The 21,177-nt window shown below is 65.2% G+C and carries 19 protein-coding genes; 8 read left to right on the forward strand and 11 right to left on the reverse strand.

All coding sequences use genetic code 11. The annotated features are described in order from the left end of the window. The first annotated feature begins 12 nt into the window (after window positions 1-12). Together pcaD and pcaC are read left to right on the forward strand one after the other, a co-directional pair. Window positions 13-804 carry a 3-oxoadipate enol-lactonase gene (gene pcaD, locus AC25M7_RS09545; RefSeq protein ID WP_486970972.1) on the forward strand — a complete coding sequence of 264 codons (792 nt, stop codon included), beginning with the start codon at window positions 13-15 and terminating at the stop codon, window positions 802-804. A 10-nt stretch (window positions 805-814) separates the two neighbouring features. Next, entirely contained in the window at window positions 815-1,216 is a 402-nt protein-coding gene (gene pcaC, locus AC25M7_RS09550; RefSeq protein ID WP_028690211.1) for a 4-carboxymuconolactone decarboxylase, read from the forward strand. Between the two features lie 120 nt (window positions 1,217-1,336). Here the strand turns inward: pcaC and AC25M7_RS09555 are convergent, their stop codons facing one another. After that, window positions 1,337-1,861: an Mpo1 family 2-hydroxy fatty acid dioxygenase gene (locus AC25M7_RS09555; protein ID WP_486970973.1), complete on the reverse strand. Its 525-nt coding sequence runs from the start codon at window positions 1,859-1,861 to the stop codon at window positions 1,337-1,339. Window positions 1,862-1,953: 92 nt separating this feature from the next. Between AC25M7_RS09555 and AC25M7_RS09560 the strand changes: the two genes are divergently transcribed. Next, window positions 1,954-2,640, forward strand: a complete 687-nt coding sequence (locus tag AC25M7_RS09560) for a Crp/Fnr family transcriptional regulator (protein ID WP_028690209.1) — start codon at window positions 1,954-1,956, stop codon at window positions 2,638-2,640. On the opposite strand, the gene AC25M7_RS09565 is transcribed toward AC25M7_RS09560, so the two are convergent. From AC25M7_RS09565 to ttgA, 5 genes are all read right to left on the reverse strand, one after another. Continuing rightward, window positions 2,540-3,523, reverse strand: coding sequence for a LysR family transcriptional regulator (locus tag AC25M7_RS09565; RefSeq protein WP_028690208.1), 984 nt, complete (start codon window positions 3,521-3,523; stop codon window positions 2,540-2,542). The genes AC25M7_RS09560 and AC25M7_RS09565 overlap by 101 nt on opposite strands. Before the next feature lie 171 nt (window positions 3,524-3,694). Beyond that, window positions 3,695-4,948 (reverse strand): OprD family porin, encoded by a 1,254-nt coding sequence (locus AC25M7_RS09570; protein ID WP_207851285.1) that lies wholly within the window; start codon window positions 4,946-4,948, stop codon window positions 3,695-3,697. Between the two features lie 241 nt (window positions 4,949-5,189). Continuing rightward, window positions 5,190-6,635, reverse strand: coding sequence for an AdeC/AdeK/OprM family multidrug efflux complex outer membrane factor (locus AC25M7_RS09575; protein WP_028690206.1), 1,446 nt, complete (start codon window positions 6,633-6,635; stop codon window positions 5,190-5,192). Next, window positions 6,632-9,784, reverse strand: a complete 3,153-nt coding sequence (gene ttgB / locus AC25M7_RS09580; RefSeq protein WP_028690205.1) for a multidrug efflux RND transporter permease subunit TtgB — start codon at window positions 9,782-9,784, stop codon at window positions 6,632-6,634. Before ttgB ends, AC25M7_RS09575 begins: the two co-directional genes overlap by 4 nt. A gap of 3 nt (window positions 9,785-9,787) precedes the next feature. Further along, entirely contained in the window at window positions 9,788-10,942 is a 1,155-nt protein-coding gene (ttgA, locus tag AC25M7_RS09585; RefSeq protein ID WP_028690204.1) for a toluene efflux RND transporter periplasmic adaptor subunit TtgA, read from the reverse strand. A gap of 247 nt (window positions 10,943-11,189) precedes the next feature. Between ttgA and ttgR the strand changes: the two genes are divergently transcribed. After that, window positions 11,190-11,822: an efflux transport transcriptional regulator TtgR gene (ttgR, locus tag AC25M7_RS09590; RefSeq protein ID WP_028690203.1), complete on the forward strand. Its 633-nt coding sequence runs from the start codon at window positions 11,190-11,192 to the stop codon at window positions 11,820-11,822. 78 nt (window positions 11,823-11,900) lie between these two features. On the opposite strand, the gene AC25M7_RS09595 is transcribed toward ttgR, so the two are convergent. Then, on the reverse strand, window positions 11,901-13,352 hold the full coding sequence (locus AC25M7_RS09595) for an MDR family MFS transporter (RefSeq protein WP_028690202.1): 1,452 nt from the start codon (window positions 13,350-13,352) through the stop codon (window positions 11,901-11,903). A gap of 396 nt (window positions 13,353-13,748) precedes the next feature. Here AC25M7_RS09595 and AC25M7_RS09600 point away from each other — a divergent pair, with 396 nt between their 5' ends. Beyond that, entirely contained in the window at window positions 13,749-14,618 is an 870-nt protein-coding gene (locus AC25M7_RS09600; protein ID WP_486970974.1) for an isocitrate lyase/PEP mutase family protein, read from the forward strand. Between the two features lie 6 nt (window positions 14,619-14,624). Here the strand turns inward: AC25M7_RS09600 and AC25M7_RS09605 are convergent, their stop codons facing one another. Both AC25M7_RS09605 and AC25M7_RS09610 read right to left on the reverse strand, forming a co-directional pair. Further along, window positions 14,625-14,798, reverse strand: a complete 174-nt coding sequence (locus AC25M7_RS09605) for a hypothetical protein (protein WP_167388398.1) — start codon at window positions 14,796-14,798, stop codon at window positions 14,625-14,627. A gap of 76 nt (window positions 14,799-14,874) precedes the next feature. Beyond that, window positions 14,875-15,783: a LysR family transcriptional regulator gene (locus tag AC25M7_RS09610; protein ID WP_028690200.1), complete on the reverse strand. Its 909-nt coding sequence runs from the start codon at window positions 15,781-15,783 to the stop codon at window positions 14,875-14,877. Window positions 15,784-15,886: 103 nt separating this feature from the next. Between AC25M7_RS09610 and AC25M7_RS09615 the strand changes: the two genes are divergently transcribed. Both AC25M7_RS09615 and AC25M7_RS09620 read left to right on the forward strand, forming a co-directional pair. After that, window positions 15,887-16,762 (forward strand): MBL fold metallo-hydrolase, encoded by an 876-nt coding sequence (locus AC25M7_RS09615; protein WP_069016085.1) that lies wholly within the window; start codon window positions 15,887-15,889, stop codon window positions 16,760-16,762. Between the two features lie 28 nt (window positions 16,763-16,790). Next, on the forward strand, window positions 16,791-17,405 hold the full coding sequence (locus AC25M7_RS09620; protein ID WP_028690198.1) for an NAD(P)-dependent oxidoreductase: 615 nt from the start codon (window positions 16,791-16,793) through the stop codon (window positions 17,403-17,405). Between the two features lie 120 nt (window positions 17,406-17,525). Here the strand turns inward: AC25M7_RS09620 and AC25M7_RS09625 are convergent, their stop codons facing one another. Next, window positions 17,526-18,407 carry a LysR substrate-binding domain-containing protein gene (locus tag AC25M7_RS09625; RefSeq protein ID WP_028690197.1) on the reverse strand — a complete coding sequence of 294 codons (882 nt, stop codon included), beginning with the start codon at window positions 18,405-18,407 and terminating at the stop codon, window positions 17,526-17,528. Window positions 18,408-18,519: 112 nt separating this feature from the next. Here AC25M7_RS09625 and AC25M7_RS09630 point away from each other — a divergent pair, with 112 nt between their 5' ends. After that, window positions 18,520-20,157: a 5-guanidino-2-oxopentanoate decarboxylase gene (locus AC25M7_RS09630; RefSeq protein ID WP_486971003.1), complete on the forward strand. Its 1,638-nt coding sequence runs from the start codon at window positions 18,520-18,522 to the stop codon at window positions 20,155-20,157. A gap of 73 nt (window positions 20,158-20,230) precedes the next feature. On the opposite strand, the gene AC25M7_RS09635 is transcribed toward AC25M7_RS09630, so the two are convergent. Further along, window positions 20,231-21,151, reverse strand: coding sequence for an AraC family transcriptional regulator (locus AC25M7_RS09635; RefSeq protein ID WP_028690195.1), 921 nt, complete (start codon window positions 21,149-21,151; stop codon window positions 20,231-20,233). Window positions 21,152-21,177 lie beyond the last annotated feature (26 nt).

Below are 21,177 nucleotides of genomic sequence, written 5' to 3' on the forward strand. Positions count from 1 at the left end.
AAGGAGACTGCTGTGGCGCACCTGCAACTGGCCGATGGCGAAATGCATTACCAACTCGACGGCCCGGCCGATGCGCCGGTGTTGGTCCTGTCCAATTCGCTGGGCACCGACCTGCACATGTGGGATGCGCAGATCCCGGCATGGGCCGAACATTTCCGTGTGCTGCGCTACGATACCCGGGGGCATGGCGGTTCGCTGGTCAGCGAGGGGCCCTACAGCATCGAGCAGTTGGGCGGCGACGTGCTGACCCTGCTCGATGCCCTGGATATCGAGAGGGCCCACTTCATAGGCCTGTCCATGGGCGGCCTGATCGGTCAGTGGCTGGGTATCAATGCGGGTAACCGCTTGCTCAGCCTGTCCCTGTGCAACACCGCAGCGAAGATCGCCAACGACGAGGTGTGGAACACCCGCATCGCCACCGTGCTCGCGGGGGGCCGGCAGGCCATGGCCGAACTGCGTGATGCGTCCATCGCCCGCTGGTTCACCCCGGCGTTCGCCGCCGCCGAGCCGGAACGCACCCTGCGTATCTGCCAGATGCTGGCGCAGACTTCACCGGAGGGCTACGCGGCCAATTGCGCCGCGGTGCGCGATGCCGATTTCCGTGACCAGCTCACCCACATCCAGGTGCCGACCCTGATCGTCGCCGGCACTGCAGATGCAGTGACCACCCCCGAGCATGGTCGCTTCATGCAGGCCGGCATCCATGGCGCCGAGTACGCCGAGTTTGCGGCGGCGCACCTGTCCAATGTCGAAATCGGCGCGCCGTTCGGCGCCCGTGTGCTCGACTTCCTGTCGAGCCGCTGAGGAGTACACCGTGGACGAGAAACAACGCTACGAGGCGGGCATGCAAGTGCGCCGCGCGGTACTGGGCGATGCTCATGTCGACCGCAGTCTGGAGAAGCTCAATGACTTCAACGGCGAGTTCCAGGAGATGATCACCCGGCATGCCTGGGGCGATATCTGGACGCGCCCGGGGTTGTCGCGACATACCCGCAGCCTGATCACCATCGCCATGCTGATCGGCATGAACCGCAACGAAGAGCTCAAGCTGCACCTTCGCGCTGCCGCCAATAATGGCGTGACGCGAGAGGAGATCAAGGAGGTGATCATGCAGAGCGCGATCTACTGCGGGATCCCGGCGGCCAACGCCACGTTCCACCTGGCCGAGTCGGTGTGGGATGAGCTGGGGGTGGAGTCGCGCACCCAGGTGACTTGAGAAATTGCCGGGGCTGCTGTGCAGCCCATCGCGACACAAGGCCGCTCCCACAGGGTTTGCACAAGCCTGCGGGAGTGGCTGTGTCGCGTTGGGGTGTGCGGCGGCCCCTGACTCTTGTGGTCAGATCGCGGCTTTCTTGTGGCGGATGGCCACCGGCCCGGCATTGGCCTCCACGTCCTTTTTCAGCTCAGGGCACAGCCCGGCCATGAACGCCAGCTCCGCCACCACGAACAGCGGCCCGATGATCAGCCCGCTCAGGTCATCGACGAACGCTGGCTTGCGCCCTTCGTACCAGTGGCCGACGAACTGGATGATCCAGCCCACCACGAATGCCCCCAGCCCGGCGCTCAGCCACAGCCCGGTGCTCTGTACGGCCAGCGCCTGGCCGGCCCACAGGCACAGCCCTAGCAGCAGGCCCATCACCAGCCCGAAGCGCAGGTCCAGGCGCAGGTAGAACCACACCGACCAGCCCGCCAGCAACAGCGCCGGCGACAGCCAGACGCCGGCCAGTTCCCAGCCGGGGCGCGACAGCAGGATGGCCACGGCCAGCACGATCAGCGGAATGCCGATGAAGTGGGTGGCGATATTGCGCGGGTCGCGGTGGTAGGTCGCGTATTGACTCAGGTGCTCGACGAGGTTTTTCATTGTTGTTCCTCCATCAGGGGTGAGCGCAGCTTGCCCCCGTTCAGTCACCGTCGTCTGTCGCCTGGCCGACAGAGTTCGTTTTGCGAGGCGCCATGCACGATCCGCGTACCCAGCTGCTGCATGGCCAGTGGTTCCGGCAATTGCCCGCTACCGTTCAGGATAGCCTTCTGGCCCAGGGGCGTGCGCGCGAGCTGGCGCCGGGGCAGTGCCTGTTCCAGCGCGGCGATGCGCCCTGTGGCCTGTATGCGGTGCTCGAGGGGGCGATGCGGGTCGGCGCGGTCAGCAGCGAGGGCAAGGAGGCGTTGTTGACGTTGGTTGAATCGCCCCACTGGTTCGGCGAGATCAGCCTCTTCGACGGCCAGCCGCGTACCCATGACGCCTATGCCGAAGGACCGACGCGCCTGCTGTGGATCCCCCAGGCGCCGCTGCTCGAGTGGCTGGCGCGCGAGCCTGTGCATTGGCGTGAGCTGGCCTTGCTGATGAGCCACAAGTTGCGCTGGGTGTTCGTTGCCCTGGAGCAGCAGAGCCTGCTGTCCGCCGCGCCGCGGGTGGCACAGCGCCTACTGCAGATGGCCGAAGGCTACGGCGAGCGCGATGTCGCCCAGTGGCGGCTGCAGGTGTCCCAGGAACAGCTGGCGCTGATGCTGTCGCTGTCGCGCCAGACCATCAACCAGATCCTCAAGAGCTTCGAGCAGTCCGGCGTGGTACGCCTGGGCTATGGCGAGGTGGAGATTGTCGATGCCCGGCGTCTGCGGGCGATGGGGCAGCATCCAGGCTGACCAGGGTGTCGATCATCGCCCGTGCCGCCGGTGACAGGCGATAGCCGCTGCGGCTGATCACCCCGCAGCGGACGCTGAGCACCTCCAGGCCTGGCGGCAGGTTGCGCCAGTGCAGGCGCACCAGATCGCCGGCGGCCAGGTCCTCGGCCACCGCCTCCTCACTGGCCGTGCCGATGGCGTCGCTGGCCAGCACCACACTGCGCAGCACCGCCAGGTGCTCGGTCTGCAGGTGCGGGGTGAAGTCGCTGCGTCCGCTGAGGTTGGCCAGGCGCTTGCGCACGCCCGGCGCCAGCAATGCACTGGCCAGGGGATAGGCGAACAAGTCGTTGGTCGACAAGCTTTCCTTGGCCAGCAATGGGTGCCCGGGGCGGCAGAAGAACAGGCCGGGGCGCGGGGTCAGCGGTTCGGTGTGGAAGTTCGGGTCGGCCTCGAAGGTGCGCACGTCATCGACGAAGAACTCGATCTGCTCGCGCCGCAGCGCCTGGCCCAGGCGTTCGGCGTTGTCCACCAGCAGCGCGGTGCGGATGCCCGGATGGCGCTCGATGAACTGTTGCAGGGCCTGGGGCACCAGGCGCACGGCCAGTGCCGGGCCGCTGCCGAAATGCAGTTCGCCGGCATCGAGCTTGGTCATCTGCAGCACTTCGTTGTTCAACTGCGCCGCGCCTTGCACCAGGCGACGGGCGTGTTGCAGTACCACCTGCCCCTCGGGAGTTGGGCGCAGTGACTTGTTGGCGCGATCGACCAGAGCGCAGCCGAAGGCCTGTTCGAGGTTCTGGATGGCGCGGCTGAAGGCGGGTTGGGTGATGCCCATGGCTTCGGCAGCGCGGACGAAACTGCGGTATTCGGTAAGGGCGATGAAGTAGCGCAGTTGGCGCAGGTCCATGCTCGGGCTCTGGGGCGGGGATCGGAGCTTGGTTTTAGCGAGTTCTCGCATATAGCGTCAAAGAATTTAATTTGATTTGAATATGTCTTTTGATTATTTGAGGAAAACCCACTCCCACGCCGCTCCTCTCTTGTGCGGACGATGTGGGAGCGGGCTTGCCCCGCGATGGCATCAAAGAAGATTGAGTGGGTAACTGACGATCAGTCGGTTCTCGTCGAACGCATTGCTGCTGAAGTCCCTGCGCATGGTCGAGTTGCGCCATTTCACCGAAAGGTCCTTGAACGTCCCGGCCTGTACCACATAGGCCAGCTCGGTCTCCCTGGCCCACTCCTTGCCATCGTCCACCCCACCGGCGTGCACGTTGTCACCCTTGATGTAGCGGTTCATCAGGGTCAGCCCAGGGATGCCCACGGTGACGAAGTTGAAGTCATGGCGCACTTGCCAGGAGCGCTCCTTGGCATTATCGAAGCTGGCGTTGTAGCTGTCGTTGGCCAGGGTGCCGCCGCTGGTGCCGTTGACCCGCATCCAGGCGTCATCGCCGCTGACCTTCTGCAGGCCGATGTAGAAGGTGTGGCCCTGGTAACGTGCCGAAAGCATGGCCGAGGCCGTATGGTTGTCGAGGTCGCCGGCGCGGGCGCTACCCTCTTCCTTGCCGAGGAAGTAGCCCAGGTTGGCGCCCAAGGTCCAGTCGCCCAGCGGCTGGCTGTGGACCAGGTTCAGGTACTGTTGGCGGTAGATGTCCTTGAGTCGGGCATCCCACAGGCCGACCATCGTGCGCTTGTCGTTGAAGCTGTATTCGCCACCGGCGAAGTTGAAGCGGTCGGAGGTGATGCCGGCGCGCCCCTGCATGAACATGTCTTCCATGCTCGCGTCGTTGCGCGGGCTGTTACCGCGGAACTGGCCGGCATAGAGGGTCAGGCCTTCGATCTCCTTGGCGGTGAGCTGGCCGCCGCGGAACGTCTGCGGCAGCGAGCGGCCATCGTCCGAACGCAGGATCGGCAGCACCGGCATCCACTCGCCGACCTTGAGTTCGGTCTGCGACAGGCGCGCCTTGAATGCCACGCCCAGGCGGCCGAAATCATCGGCCGGGCGGCCATCGTCATGCACCGGCAGCAGGTGAGTGCCGGCCGTGCCCTTGCCACCGTCGAGCTTGACCGAGTACAGCCCCAGCACGTCGACACCGAAGCCGACGGTGCCCTGGGTGAAGCCGGAGCGAGCGTCGAGGATAAAGCTCTGGGTCCATTCCTCGGCCTTGCCCTGGGGGTTGGCCGGGTCGACGAAGTTGCGGTTGATGTAGAAGTTGCGCAGGTTGAGGCTGGCCTTGGCGTCTTCCAGGAAACCGCTTTCGGCGGCGACGGCGGGCAGGGCGCAGGACAGGGCCAACAGGCCCGGGAGCAGCTGGCGTGCGGGTTGCAAAGTGCTCATCTGTCGTGGATCTCTTGTTTTTATTGGGCGAGCCGGTGCACTGCGGGTACGGGCCGCAGGGGTGGGCGTCTTTAGAGAGAACGAGTGCAACGTTGCGTGGGCGATGGTGCGGGGGAGGGTGGGGGCGAGGCAATTCGTGGAACGCGGAATGGGGCGATTATCGAACGTAATGTTGACCGAGCGTCATCGCGGGCAACAAAAAGCCCACCGCAAGGGTGGGCTTGATGCGTTACCGGGCCAATCAGCCTTTCGGCGTCTGGATCGAGGCTTGTTGCTGGGTCTGCTCGTACCAGCCGCCACCGAGGGCCTTGTACAGGTTGACCTCGCTGACCAGCTGCGACAGGCGATCGCCGATCAGCGACTGCTGGGCGCTGAACAGGTTGCGCTGGGCGTCGAGGAAGGTCAGGTTGCTGTCGATTCCGATGCGGTAGCGGCGCTCGGCCAGGCGGTAGTAGTCCTGGTTGGCGGCCACCAGGTCACGTTGCGCCTGCAGCTGCTCCTCGAACGTCTTGCGTGCGGCCAGGCCATCGGCGACTTCCTGGAAGGCGGTCTGAATGGTCTTTTCGTACTTGGCGACGTTGATGTCCTTCTGGATCTTCGAGTAGTCCAGGCTGGCCTTGAGGCTACCGGCGTTGAAGATCGGCAGGTTGATCTGCGGCTGGAACAGCCAGGTGCCCGAACCACCCTTGAACAGCCCGCCCATGTCCGGGCTCAGGGTACCGGCGTTGGCGGTCAGGCTGATGCTCGGGAAGAACGCGGCGCGGGCGGCGCCGATGTTGGCGTTGGCGGCCTTGAGCAGGTGCTCGGCTTCCTGGATGTCCGGACGACGTTGCAGGATGTCGGACGGCAGGCCCGCCGGCACTTCGGCCAGTTGGTCGGCATTGAGCTCCAGCGGCTTGGGCAGGTTGGCCGGCACGCCGGTACCTACCAGCACGGTGAGGCTGTTCAGGTCCTGGGCGACCAGGCGCTGGTACTGCGACAGCTTGACCCGCGCTCCTTCGACGGCGGTGCGGGCCTGGCTCAGGTCCAGCGCCGAAGCCACGCCCACCTCATTGCTGCGGCGGGTCAGGTTGTAGCTCTCTTCGTACGTCTTGAGCGTTTCTTCGGTCAGCTTCAGCAACGCCTGGTCGGCCTGCCAGGTGTAATAGGCGTTGGCCACGCTGGCCACCAGGCTGATCTGCGTGGAGCGACGCGCCTGCTCGCTGGACAGGTAGGTTTCCAGGGCCTGTTGGGTCAGGCTGCGCACACGGCCGAACAGGTCCAGTTCATAAGCGCTGACACCCAGGGTGGCCGAGTACTGGCTGCTGATGGATGCCTCGCCGGTCTGCGACATGTTCGCCGGCAGCCGCTGGCGGCTACCGCTGCCATTGGCCGATACCGCCGGCAGCAGGTCGGCGCGCTGGATGCGGTACTGGGCGCGGTAGGCGTCGATGTTCAGCGCCGCGACGCGCAGGTCGCGGTTGTTTTCCAGCGACGTCTGGATCAGTTGCTGCAGCGCCGGGTCGTGGAAGAACTGGCGCCAGCCTTGCTCGGCCGCGGCAACGTTGGCCGACTCGGTCGGCGAGTACGCAGGGCCTTGCGGCCACTGCGCGGCCACCGGCGCCTCGGGCGTCTGGTAGTCGGGGATCAGCGAGCAGCCGCCGAGGATGAAGGCGGTTACCGCCAGGGACAACAAAGACTTGGTCATTGCCCAGCCTCATAACGTGGAGTTTCAGGGGTGGCGTGTTCTTTCGGCTCTTTGCTGCCGAACAGCGACGACACTGCGACGAAGAATAGCGGTACCCAGAAGATGGCCAGCACGGTCGCACTGATCATGCCGCCGATCACGCCGGTACCAATGGCGTGCTGGCTGCCGGCGCCGGCGCCGCTGGCGATGGTCAACGGTACCACGCCGAGGATGAACGCCAGCGAGGTCATGATGATCGGGCGCAGACGCATGCGGCACGCCTCGATCGCCGCGTCGTACAGGCTGCGGCCTTGCTCGTGCAGTTCCTTGGCAAACTCGACGATCAGGATGGCGTTCTTCGCCGCCAGGCCGATCGTGGTCAGCAGGCCGACCAGGAAGTACACGTCGTTGGACAACCCACGCAGGCTGGTGGCGAGCAGGGCACCGATGATGCCCAGCGGTACCACGAGCACGACCGCGATCGGGATCGACCAGCTTTCGTACAGCGCCGCCAGGCACAGGAACACGAACAGTACCGAGAGGGCGAACAGCGCCGGCATCTGCGAGCCGGAGAGTTTTTCCTCGTAGGACATGCCGGTCCAGGAGTAGCCGATGCCGGTTGGCAGTTCGCCGGCGATGCGCTCGACTTCGGCCATGGCCTCACCGGTACTGTAGCCCGGGGCCGGGGTACCGAGGATCTCGACCGCTTCCACGCCGTTGTAGCGCGACAGCTTCGGCGAGCCGTAGCTCCATTCGCCCTTGGCGAAGGAGGAGAACGGCACCATTTCACCCTTGCCGTTGCGCACGTACCACTTCTGCAGGTCTTCCGGGCTCATCCGCGAGTTTGGCTCGCCCTGGATGTAGACCTTCTTGACCCGACCGCGGTCGATGAAGTCGTTGACGTAGCTACCGCCCAGGGCGATCGACAGGGTGTTGTTGATGTCGGCGATGGTCACGCCCAGGGCACTGGCGCGTTCGTCGTCGATGGTCAGTTGGTACTGTGGCTCGTCGTTCAGGCCGTTCGGACGCACGGCGCTGAGGATCTTGCTCTGCGCGGCCTTGGCCAGGAACTGGTTGCGCGCTTCCATCAGTTTCGCGTGGCCGACGCCGGCGCGGTCCTGGAGGAACACGTCGAAGCCGGTGGCGTTACCCAGTTCGAGTACCGCCGGCGGGGCGAAGGCGAACACCATCGCGTCACGGAAGCTGAAGAAGTGCATCTGCGCGCGCTGGGCGAGGGCGAACACGCTGTTCTCCTTCGAGCGCTCGCCCCACGGCTTGAGCATGATGAAGGCCATGCCCGAGCTCTGGCCACGACCGGCGAAGTTGAAGCCGTTGACGGTGAACACCGAAGCCACGGTATCGGCTTCCTTGTCGAGCAGGTACTCGCGCATCTGGTCGACCACCACCTGGGTGCGCTCGGCACTGGAGCCGGCCGGGGTCTGCACTTGGGCGAACAGCACGCCCTGGTCTTCCTCGGGCAGGAACGCGGTGGGGATGCGCGCGAACAGCCAGATCATGCCGACCACGATCAGGGCGTAGGCCAGCAGGAACGGGATCTTGTTGCGCAGGATGGTGCCGACGCTGCGTTCGTAGCCGGCGACGCTGCGGTCGAAGTTGCGGTTGAACCAGCCGAAGAAGCCGCGTTTGGCCACATGGTGCTCGCCCTTCTTGAGCGGCTTGAGCATGGTGGCGCACAGGGCCGGGGTGAAGATCAGCGCCACCAGCACCGACAGGCCCATGGCCGAGACGATGGTGATGGAGAACTGGCGATAGATCACACCGGTGGAACCGCCGAAGAAGGCCATCGGCAGCAGTACCGCCGACAGGACCAGGGCGATACCCACCAGGGCGCCCTGGATCTGCTCCATGGAGCGCTTGGTTGCCTCCTTGGGCGGCAACCCTTCCTCGGACATCACCCGCTCGACGTTCTCCACCACGACGATGGCGTCGTCCACCAGCAGGCCGATGGCCAGGACCATGGCGAACATGGTCAGGGTGTTGATGCTGAAGCCTGCGGCGGCAAGGATGCCGAAAGTACCCAGCAACACCACCGGCACGGTCATGGTGGTGATGATGGTGGCGCGGAAGTTCTGCAGGAACAGGTACATCACCAGGAACACCAGAACCACGGCCTCGATCAGGGTGTGGATCACCCCGCTGATCGATTCGGTGACCACTGGCGTGGTGTCATACGGGAATACGGCCTTCACGCCCGGCGGGAAGAATGGCTCCAGGTCGCTGATGGTGGTGCGCAGCGCCTTGGCGGTGTCCAGGGCGTTGGCGCCGGTGGCCAGCTTGACCGCCAGGCCCGAGGCCGGCTTGCCGTTGTACTGGGCGCTGATGGCGTAGTTCTCGCCGCCCAGGCCGACCGTGGCGACATCGCCCAGGCGTACCTGGGAACCGTCGTTGTTGACCTTGAGCAGGATCTTCTCGAACTGCTCGGCGGTCTGCAGGCGGGTCTTGCCGATGATGGTGGCGTTGAGCTGGGTGCCCGGCAGTGCTGGCAGGCCGCCGAGCTGGCCGGACGAGACCTGGACGTTCTGCGCGGCCACGGCGGTGCGCACGTCGACCGGGGTCAGCTGGAACTTGTTCAGCTTGGCCGGATCCAGCCAGATACGCATGGCGTACTGCGCACCGAACACCTGGAAGTCACCGACGCCCGCGGTCCGCGAGATCGGGTCCTGCATGTTGGAGACGATGTAGTTGGCCAGGTCGTCCTTGCTCATGCTGCCGTCTTCGGACACCAGGCCGATCACCAGCAGGAAGTTCTTCACGGCCTTGGTGACGCGGATACCTTGCTGCTGCACTTCCTGCGGCAACAGCGGGGTGGCCAGGTTCAGCTTGTTCTGGACCTGGACCTGCGCGGTGTCGGAGTTGGTGCCCTGCTCGAAGGTGGCGGTGATGGTCATGCTGCCGTCGGAGTTACTTTCCGACGACACATAACGCAGGTTGTCGATACCGTTGAGCTGTTGCTCGATCACCTGCACCACGGTGTCCTGCACCGTCTGCGCCGAGGCGCCCGGGTAGGTCACGGAGATGGCGATGGCCGGCGGGGCGATGCTCGGGTACTGGTTGATCGGCAGCTTCAGGATCGACAGGGCGCCGACCAGCATGATCACCAGGGCGATCACCCAGGCGAAGATCGGGCGATCGATAAAGAACTTCGACATGGTTTACTCCGCTTTGGCGTCGGCTTTGGCCGTGTTGGCCTGAGCAGGGCCGGCCGGCTTCTTGACGTTGGTGGCTTCGCTGACCTTGACCTCGACGCCCGGTCGCACGAACTGCAGCCCTTCGGTGATCAGACGATCGCCCGGGTTCAGGCCTTCCTCGATCAGCCAGTCGCTGCCCAAGGTGCGGCTGGCCTTAAGCTGGCGCAGTTCGACCTTGTTCTCCTGGTTGACCACTAGCGCGGTCGGCGCGCCCTTGAGGTCGCGGGTCACGCCCTGTTGCGGTGCCAGGATGGCGTTGGCGTTGACCCCGGCCTTGAGCCGCGCATGCACGAACATGCCAGGCAGCAGGGTGTGGTCGGGGTTGGGGAAGATCGCGCGCAGGGTGACCGAGCCTGTGGTCTCATCGACGGCGACTTCGGAGAACTCCAGGCGACCCTGTTGCTTGAACAGGCTGCCGTCCTCCAGCACCAGTTGCACCTGGGCGGCGTTGTCGCCGGCCTTCTGCAGTTGGCCGCTTTCCAGGTCACGACGCAGCTTGAGCAGCTCGGCGGTGGACTGGGTGACGTCGACGTAGATCGGATCGAGCTGCTGGATGGTGGCCATGGCGTTGGTCTGGCCGTTGTTCACCAGGGCGCCTTCGGTGACCGAGGAGCGACCGATGCGGCCACTGATCGGGGCCAGTACCTTGGTGTAGCGCAGGTCGATCTGGGCGCTCTTGAGCGAGGCCTCGGCCTGCAATCGTTTGGCATTGGCGTCGTCGTATTCCTGCTTGGAGACGGCTTGCTCGTCGATCAGTTGCTTGTAGCGTTCGGCCAGCGAGCGGGTAGCCTGCAGGTTGGCCTGGGCGTTGGCCAGGGTCGCCTCGTAGACGGCCGGGTCGATCTGGTAGAGCTGCTGCCCTTCCTTGACGTCGGTGCCTTCCTTGAACAGGCGCTTGAGAATGATGCCGTTCACCTGCGGGCGAACCTCGGCCACACGGTAGGCGCTGGTGCGCCCCGGCAGTTCCGAGGTCAGGGTGAAGGCTTGCGGTTGCACGGTCACGACGCCGACCTGAGGAGCCTGCGGCGCAGGCGCTGCTTCCTCTTTCTTACAGCCACTGAGCAGGGTTGCCAGGGCCACGGCGGAAACCAGGGCGGTTACGGCTGGCTTGAATTGCATGAGGATCCTCGGGTCGCAGGAGCAAGGGAGCTCAAGAATATAGTGGAAGAGTCTTAAGAGAAAAACGCTATCCGGTGGATAAATAGCTTGCTAAGGAATATACTTACATTCATGGTTGTTTGTAAATACCGTCGGTGAGTCGCCGCGGATCGTCCACATGCACCCGGGAGTGGCCCATAAAATGCTCGCCCCGGCCCGATTCCCGTCCGCCAGATGTGCGGGCGGGGCCTGATGAGGTTGTACTGCCATGGTCCGTCGAACCAAAGAAGAAGCCCAGGAAACCCGTGCCCAGATCATTGAGGCGGCGGAAAAGGCCTTCTACAAGCGCGGTGTCGCGCGTACCACCCTGGCCGACATCGCCGAGCTCGCGGGGGTGACCCGCGGGGCGATCTACTGGCATTTCAGCAACAAGGCGGAGCTGGTGCAGGCGCTGCTCGATAGCCTGCACGAAACCCATGACCACCTGGCCCGGGCCAGTGAAAGCGAGGACGAACTCGACCCGCTCGGCTGCATGCGCAAGCTCTTGCTGCAAGTGTTCAACGAGCTGGTGCTCGATGCCCGTACCCGGCGTATCAATGAAATCCTGCATCACAAGTGCGAGTTCACCGACGACATGTGTGAGATTCGCCAGCAACGCCAGGGCGCGGTGCTGGACTGCCATCAGAGCATCGCCCTGGCCCTGGGCAATGCGGTACGTCGTGGCCAGTTGCCCGGGGAGCTCGATATCGATCGGGCTGCCGTGGCCATGTTTGCCTATGTGGACGGCCTGATCGGCCGCTGGCTGCTGCTGCCGGACAGCTTCGACCTGTTGGCCGATGTCGAAAAATGGGTCGATACCGGGCTGGATATGCTGCGCTTGAGCCCAGGCTTGCGCAAATGACACTTTGTTAAGGATTGTGAGGAAGTGTTACTCCTTTGCGATTAAGGGGGCGTTAGTACCCCCTGTGGGCGCAGACAGCTAGCGCCCGCGCAACTGCCGGTCGGGTAAGGCCAGCGCCGCCAGCAGTCCGATCAGCGAAGCGCCGGCACTGACCAGCAGCAGGTCGCGGAAGGTTTCCAACAAGCGCGCCTGCGTCTGCGGATCCGCCTCGCCGGTCTTGAGGCTCCCCAGCAGCGGGTTGCCCAGCATTTCGAAACCGCCCTGATGCAGCAGCGCCAGCAACAGGCTCGACATGCACGCCACCCCCATCGCCCCGCCGAGCGAGCGGAACAGGTTGGTGGTACTGGTCGCCACGCCGATGTCCCTGCTGTCCACCGCGCTTTGCGTGCCCACCAGCGAGGTGGGGAACTGCAGGCCGCAGGCGATGCCGGTCAGCAGCATGAACACCGCGCCGAGCAAGCCCGACTGTGGTGGTGTCAGCGCCATGGCGGCAATGGCCAGCGGCATCAGCAGTGCTCCGGTCAGGATCTGCGGTTTGAAGCGGCCGGTGCGGCTGGTCATGCGTCCACCGGTGAAGGCGCCGACGGGCAGCCCCATGGCCAGTGGCAGCAGGTGCAGCGCCGCGCTGTCGGCACCCGCACCGGTGATGCCCTGGTAGCGCAGGGGCATGAGCATGGTCAGCGAAATCGACTGGAAGCTGGCGAAGAAGATCACGCACCAGCACAGCACCGCCACCCGATTGCCGAACAGGCTCAGCGGCAGCAGCGGCTCGCGGCAACGGCGCTCGTGGGCGATGAACGCCAGCAGCCCGAGCAGCGCGCAACCCAGCAGCGCCAGCACCTGCGACGACAGCCAGGCATGCCCCTGGCCGACCAGGGTGATGCCCAGCAGCAGGCTGCCCAGACCAACGATCATCAACACAGCGCCCAGGTAGTCCACCCGGGCCTCGCGGCGCTTGACCGACAACCCGTCCAGCGCCCGATGGATGACCCACAGGGCGACCAGTCCCAGCGGCAGGTTGATCCAGAACACCCAGCGCCAGGACAGGTACTCGGTCAGCCAGCCGCCGAGCACCGGCCCGGCGACACTGGCCAGGGCGTACATACTGCTGAAATAGCCCTGGTAGCGTCCGCGCTCGCGCGGTGGCACGAAGTCGCCGATGATCGCCTGGCTCACCGACACCATGCCGCCGGCGCCGATGCCCTGGAGCACCCGCGCCAGCACCAACTGCGGCATGTCCTGGGCCAGGCCGCAGGCCACCGAGGCCAGGGTGAACAGGGCAGTGCCGGTGAGGATCATGCGCCGCCGACCATACAGGTCGCCGAGCTTGCCGTAGATCGGCACCGCGATGGTCATGGCCACCATGTAGCCGGAGATGACCCAGGCCAGCAGCCCGACGTCATTGAACTGCGCGGAGATCGCCGGCATGGACACGGCGACGATGGTCTGGTCGAGTGCGCCGAGGAAGATCGCCAGCATCAGGGCGGTCAGGACGCTACGCAGGACGGTGGGGGGCAGGGCGGCAGTCACGGTGGATACCTTGTGGTCAGAGCTGGCACGAGCGCGAGGCGTCGTGGGCTTGTCGTGCGATGGGATCGTCAATGGGGGCGTATTGTAGCCTGAGTTACATAGCTACCTATGTACTCCATGCATCCCCTATGCAAGATCGGCATTAGCGCATTCATCCAGCGATGCATGACCGCGTGATATCGTGGCAGGGCCGCAGAGGCTGAAATCCGGGGGCTGCACCAGCATGGTGCAGCTGTTTGCCGCAGGGTTTCGCGTCGCTGTATGTCCACACCTTCTATTCCTCTGCCTGCATGTCGAGCATGACCGCCCTGATGGCGACGGTTGGAACAGTCAGGTAGACCCGATACAGGGGTCGGTTGTCAGCCGTTCACAAATTTCATTACAAGCGGAGTGATCATGCCCAAGGCTTCCCACCACGATCTGCGTTTTGCCTTTCGCGAACTGCTTGCTTCAGGTTCGTGCTATCACATCGCTTCGGTCTTCGACCCGATGTCCGCCCGTATCGCCGCGGACCTGGGCTTCGAAGTCGGCATCCTCGGCGGCTCGGTCGCCTCGTTGCAGGTCCTGGCCGCGCCGGACTTCGCCCTGATCACCCTCAGCGAGTTCGTCGAGCAGGCCACCCGCATCGGGCGCGTGGCCCAGTTGCCGGTGCTCGCCGACGCCGACCACGGCTATGGCAATGCGCTCAATGTGATGCGCACGGTCATCGAGCTGGAGCGCGCCGGCGTGGCCGCGCTGACCATCGAGGACACCTTGCTGCCGGCCCAGTTCGGCCGCAAGTCCACCGACCTGATCTCGGTGGAGGAGGGCGTGGGCAAGATTCGCGCGGCGCTGGAGGCACGTGTCGATTCGGCGCTGGCGATCATCGCCCGGACCAATGCCGGCGTGCTCACCACCGAGGAAATCATCGTCCGCACCCAGAGCTACCAGAAGGCCGGCGCCGATGGCATCTGCATGGTGGGGGTCAAGGACTTCGAGCAGTTGGAGCAGATCGCCGAGCACCTGAGCGTGCCGCTGATGCTGGTCACCTACGCCAACCCGAACCTGCGCGACGACGAGCGCCTGGCGCGCCTGGGCGTGCGCATCGTGGTCGATGGCCATGCCGCCTACTTCGCCGCGATCAAGGCCACCTACGACTGCCTGCGCCAGCAGCGTGGCCAGCAGCACAAGTCGGACAGCCTCGGCGCCACCGAGCTTTCGCACACCTACACCCAGCCCGAGGACTACATCCGCTGGGCGAAAGAGTACATGAGCGTCGAGGAGTGATTTTCTCTACCTGACGGCGCTCAGGGTGGCGCTGTGGGGAACGCAGTGTTCGTGGACGCAACTGGCCGCCGTGTTGGGCTGGCTTCGCAGCAGCTCGACCCGCCAGCAGGCCGAGCCATAAAGCCCGGCCACCGCGACCAGGGCGAAGACGAGGGCGCAACGCCTGGATTTGATGCTCATGGTGCGGACCTCCTGTTGGTGCAACAGGTCATACCTTCAAGCATAGGCCTTGTGCACGAATCTGCATCGCCTGGACTCAGCTCAATCCCTTGTCCCACTCCGGCTCGTCGCCGAACCGCTGCGCCAGGAAGTCGAGCATGCTGCGCAGCGTCGCCGGCATGTGCTTGCGCGAGGTGTACACCGCATTCAGGGTCAGCTCCCGTGGCCTGGCGTGCGGCAATAGCCGCACCAGCTCGCCACTGCGCAACGCGGCCGCCGCCTGGTAGGTGGGCAACATGGCGATCCCGGCGTGGGCCAGGGCGGCTTTCTGCAGGGTCATGGCCTCGTTGGCGCTGATATTGCCCTGCACCGGCACGGCGACGTTCTGCCCGTCCACCTCGAAATGCCACAGGCTGTGGCCGAAGTAGGCGTGGGTCAGGCAGTTGTGCCGGCTCAGTTCCTCGACCTGGCGCGGCGTACCGTGCTCGCGCAGGTAGGCGGGGCTGGCGCAGACCACCGAGCGGCACACGCTCAGGCGCCGGGCGATGAGGTTGGGGTCGACGTCGTTGCTGGTGCGGATGGCCAGGTCGATGCGCTCGTCCACCAAGTTGACGGTGCGGTCGAGCATTTGCAGTTCCACTTTCACCCCAGGGTAGCGTTTGACATAGGCGGCCAGCGCATCCACCAGTTGGGCCTGGCCGAACGAGGTGCTGACGCTGATGCGCAGTTCACCGCGGGGGGCGTCGTCCGGCTGGCGCACGGCGTTCTGCAGGTCGCCGGCCAGCTCCAGCAACTGGCGGCAGCGGGGCAGGGTTTCGAGACCCGCCGCCGTCAGGCTGAGCTTGCGCGTGGTGCGTTGCATCAGGCGTGCGCCCACCCAGTCCTCCAGCTCCGCCAGGTAGCGCGATACCACGGGCCTGGAAAGCTCCAGATGATCCGCCGCGGCGGACTGGCTGCCCAGGTCGACGACGGTGACGAATACGCGCATGGCGTTGAGACGGTCCATGATCTGTCCGATTTTAGAAACAAACTATGTCGAAGCATCGCATTTTTTGTATTGGTTCGGGCAACTAAGCTTGTCTGCATCGTCCCACTCACAGGATCTTGCGATGTCTCTTCTCACTCCCCTGCGCGGCCTGCTGCTGGCCTGTCTCACCCTCGGCGGCCAGGCCATGGCCAGCGAACCGCTAAAGCTCGAAGCCTACAACCCTGGCCACGCGGCGATCTTCCCAGTCAGTTCGGTGATCGTCAGTGGCGCCCATGAGGCCATCCTGGTCGACGCCCAGTTCGGCAAAGGCCAGGCCGAGCAGGTGGTCGAACGCCTGCGTGCCAGCGGCAAGCAGCTCACCACCATCTATGTCAGCCATGGCGACCCAGACTACTACTTTGGCTTGGACACCATCACCCAGGCGTTTCCCAAGGCCCGGGTGGTCGCCTCGGCCGCCACTGTCGAACACATTCGCAAGACCATGGACGCCAAGTTGGCCTACTGGGGCCCGCAGATGGGCGCGGACAAGCCGGCACGCCTGGTGGTGCCGCAGGTCCTCGAGGGCAATCGCCTGGAGCTGGAAGGCCAGGCACTGGAGGTTGTCGGCCTGGACGGTCCACAGCCGGACCGCAGCTTCGTCTGGATTCCCTCGATCAAGGCAGTGGTCGGTGGCGTGGTGGTTTCCGAGCACATCCACGTGTGGATGGCCGACACCCAGACTGCGCAATCCCACGCCGACTGGCTGAGCACCCTGGCGAAGATCGAGCAGCTTGCCCCGCGCACGGTGATCCCTGGGCATTACCTGGGCGACAGCAGCCGCTCGCTGGACGCGGTGCGCTTCACCGCCGGCTACATTCGTGACTTCGATACCGAAGCCGCCAAGGCCGCCGACTCCGCCGCGCTGATCGCAGCGATGAAGCAACGCTACCCGAACCTTGGCGACGAGAGTTCCCTGGAACTGGGGGCCAAGGTCGCCAAGGGCGAGATGAAGTGGTAATCCCTTTCAACCTGTTGGAGTGTTTCCCATGAGCAAGATCGCAATCATCGGCGCCACCGGGCGCGCCGGCAGCCAGTTACTGGAAGAGGCCCTGCGTCGTGGTCACAGTGTGGTGGCGATCGCCCGTGATCCGGGCAGCCTGCAAGGCCGTGACGGCGTGACGGTCAAGGCGCTGGATGCCAAGGACAGCGCCGCCCTGCAGGCGGCCGTGGCGGGCTGCGACGCGGTGCTGAGCGCGGCGCATTTTTCCACTCTCGAGCCGGGCGCGATCATCGAGCCGGTCAAGCGGGCCGGGGTCAAGCGCCTGCTGGTGGTGGGCGGGGCCGGCAGCCTGCTGCTGCCGTCCGGGCACCGGGTGATCGACAGCCCGGACTTCCCCGAGGCCTACAAGGCCGAGGCCAGCGCCGGGGTGCGCTTTCTCGATACGCTGCGCCGCGAACCGACCCTGGACTGGACCTTCCTGTCGCCGTCGGCGGAGTTCGTCGAAGGCGAGCGCAGCGGGCACTACACTCTGGGCAAGGACCACCTGCTGATCGGCGCAGACGGCAAGAGCTGGATCACCTTTGCCGATTACGCCATCGCCATGCTCGAAGAGCTGGAAAAGCCGGCACACTCGCGGGCAAGGTTCACAGTCGGTTACTGAGTCGCACGGTACAAGGAGCGGCCTTGTGTCGCGAAAGGACCCGCAAGCGGCCCCGGCGATCTATGCCATGGCCACGATCCTGGGGCCGCTGCGCGCCCCTTTCGCGACACAAGGCCGCTCCTACAGGGATTGTGCAAGGCTTGAGGCACGTGCCTGCAGCCACTCCATCAACTCGACCAGCCCCGCGGGCATGGTCTTCGAAGGTGTCACCAGGTAATACCCCTTCCCGGTCGTCACCTTCAGCTCGAACGGCATGCACAACCGGCCTGCGTGCAGGTCGTCGCCGATCAGCGAGAAATCGCCAATGGCGATCCCCGTCCCTTGGGAGGCCATGGCCATCGCCATGTCCAACGTCTCGAAATGCTGCTTCGGCCCCTGGGGCTCGAACCCGGCATTGGCCGCCTGCAACCACAACCGCCAGTCATGTTCGTCCCGCGAGGGGTGCAGCAGCATCTGCCGTGCCAGGTCCTGCAACTGCAAGGGGCCGCTAGACACCGATGGCGCGCAGACCGGCGTCAGTTGTTCGTCGAACAGCTTGCGTACCTGCTGCCCCTGGTTCGGCGCCGCGCCATAGACCACGGCCGCATCGAAGCCCTCGCGACGAAAATCCACGCCATGCTGCACCGTGGTGGTCAACTCCACCGGGACATCTGGGCGCAGTGCCTGCCATTCCAGCAAGCGTGGCAGCAGCCAGCGCATCACACAGGTCGGCGCTTTGAGCTGCAGTGTCGCGCTGCGTCCGCCGACCTCGCGCACGCCTTGCTCGATCAGGGCAAAGATCTGCTGCACCCGGGGCAGCCAGTCCTGCCCTTCGCGGGTCAGCGCCAGGCCTCGGGCCTGGCGCTGGAACAATGCGTAGCCCAGGTGCTCCTCGAGCCCGGCGATCTGCCGGCTGACCGCGCCTTGGGTGATATGCAGATGGTGCGCGGCGCGGGTGAAGTTGCAGTGCTGGGCGGTCACCAGGAAGGTGTGCAGGGCGGGGAGGGGCGGCAGGCGTTTCATTGTGACAAGCCATGATATGGGGTCATGGCTAGTATGTGTTTTTTTGCATTGTGGCGGTAGTCGGCGCTTGTTTCCATGAGCACAGGTCTTAACAAGAATCGGGTACTCGATGATGGCAACCTGTGGTGAAGTGCTGGTCAAACTCCTCGAAGGCTATGGCGTCGATCATGTCTTTGGCATTCCCGGCGTGCATACCGTGGAACTCTACCGCGGCCTGGCCGCTTCCTCGATCCGTCACATCACCCCCCGCCACGAGCAGGGTGCCGGGTTCATGGCCGATGGCTACGCGCGTACCCGGGGTAAGCCTGGCGTGTGTTTCATCATCACCGGCCCGGGCATGACCAACATCACCACCGCCATGGGCCAGGCCTATGCCGACTCGATTCCGATGCTGGTGATTTCCAGCGTGCAATCGCGCAACCAGCTGGGCGGCGGCCGTGGCAAGCTGCATGAGCTGCCCAACCAGGCCGGGCTGGTAGCGGGGGTGGCGGCGTTCTCGCACACGCTGATGAGCGCCGATGACCTGCCTGAGGTGCTGGCCCGGGCCTTCGCCGTGTTCGACGGTGGCCGACCTCGCCCTGTGCATATCGAAATCCCGCTGGATGTGCTGGTGGAACCCGCCGATCACCTGTTGCCGGGCCGCGTGGTGCGTACCACCCGTGCCGGCGCCGCGCCACAGACCGTGCAGCGCATGGCCGTGCGCCTGGCCAAGGCGCGGCGTCCGCTGATCCTGGCCGGTGGCGGTGCGCTGGAGGCGGGCACCGCGCTGGCGCGACTGGCCGAGCACCTGCAGGCGCCGGTGGCGCTGACCATCAACGCCAAGGGGTTGTTGCCCGCCAACCATCCGCTGCAGATCGGTTCGACCCAGACCCTGTCTGCCACCCGCGCGCTGGTGGCCGAGGCCGACGTGGTGCTGGCCATCGGCACCGAACTGGCCGAAACCGACTACGACGTGACCTTCAAGGGCGGTTTCGAGATTCCCGGCAGCCTGCTGCGGATCGATATCGACCCTGACCAGACAGTACGCAATTACCTGCCAGAACTGGCCCTGGTGGGCGATGCCGCCCAGGCCACCGAAGCGCTGCTGGTAGCCCTGAACCTGCAGGCGCAACCGCCGCGTGATAGCGATTGGGGAGCGGCGCGGGCCGCCCGCCTGCGCCAGGACAACGCGGCCAGTTGGGACCAGCCGACCCTGAGCCAGACCCGTCTGCTGACCAGCATCCTGCAAACCCTGCCGGACGCCATCCTGGTGGGCGATTCGACCCAGCCGGTCTATACCGGCAACCTGACCCTGGACATGGCCAAGCCGCGCCGCTGGTTCAATGCCTCGACCGGTTACGGCACGCTGGGCTACGCGTTGCCGGCCGCCATGGGCGCCTGGTTGGGCAGCGCCGAGTCGCCCGCCGAACGCGCGCCGGTGGTGTGCCTTATCGGTGACGGCGGGTTGCAGTTCACCTTGCCCGAGCTGGCCAGCGCGGTCGAGGCGCAGGTGCCGCTGATCGTGCTGCTGTGGAACAACCAGGGGTACGAGGAAATCAAGAAGTACATGGTCAACCGGGCGATCGAGCCGGTTGGCGTGGACATCCATACCCCGGACTTCATTGGCGTGGCGCTGGCGCTGGGGGCCGAGGCAGAGGACGTGGGCGATGTGGGGCAGTTGCAGGCGGCGTTGGGCCGGGCAGTGGAGCGTCAGGGACCGACCTTGATCCAGGTGGATCAAGGCCGGTGGCAGCAGGCGGTACTAGCCTGAGCGCAGTAGCGAGGGCTTTGCCGTCGATCGCGGGGCAAGCCCGATCCTACGGTCGTCCAATGTTTGTCTCTTTTCAGCTGGCGCTGGCGCGCAGGCGCGCCACGTCGCGAATCGGCGGTGCTCCGTACAAGCGGCTGTACTCGCGGCTGAACTGCGAAGGACTTTCATAGCCCACCCGGTAGCCAGCCACCGCGGCCTCCAGCCCGTCATTGAGCATCAGTCGCCGCGCCTCCTGCAGGCGCAGCTGCTTCTGGTACTGTAACGGGCTCATCGAGGTCACCGCCTTGAAACGGTGGTGCAGGGTCGAGGTGCTGAGGTTGACCTCGCGTGCCAGGTCCTCGATGCGCAAGGGCTCCTGGTAATGCCGGTTGAGCCAGGCGATGGCCTGGCATACCCGGTGGGTCTGGCTGCTGGACAGGGCGATCTCGCACAGACGCCAGCCCTGGGGGCCACGCAGCACGCGATACATCAGCTCGCGGCGCACCAGTGGGGCGAGCACGGCGATATCCCGCGGGCTGTCGAGCAAGCGCACCAGGCGCAGCAGCGTGTCGAGCAACTGCGGATCGCTTTTCTCCACGAACAGTCCACGGCCGGAAGCCTGGCCAGGGACCAGTATCGGCCCGCTCTCGGCGATCAGCTGGCTGATCTGTGCCGGGTCGATATCCAGGCGCAAACCCAGGCAGGGGTTCTCGGGGCTGGCCTCGAGCAGGGCGCCGGTAATGGGCAGCGTCACCGAGACCACCATGTAGTGCAGCGGGTCGTAGGTATAGCGCTCGTCGCCCAGGAACAATGTCTTGCTGCCCTGGGCCAGGATGCACAAGGCCGGTTGTGCCAGGGCCGGCATGCCGCGTACATCCTCTTCGTAGCGGGTCAGGTACAGGTCTTCGATGGCCGACACCGAGCCATGGGGGATTTGGGCGTGACGCCGGATCAGTCCGGCCAGCTCCTGGCGTTGCTGCTCCAGAAGCGGATCGAGGGACGTGGATGAACTCATGGCGGTATTCCTCTGCTGACGGACGC

The sequence above is a fragment of the Pseudomonas sp. P106(2024) genome (genome assembly GCF_057480815.1).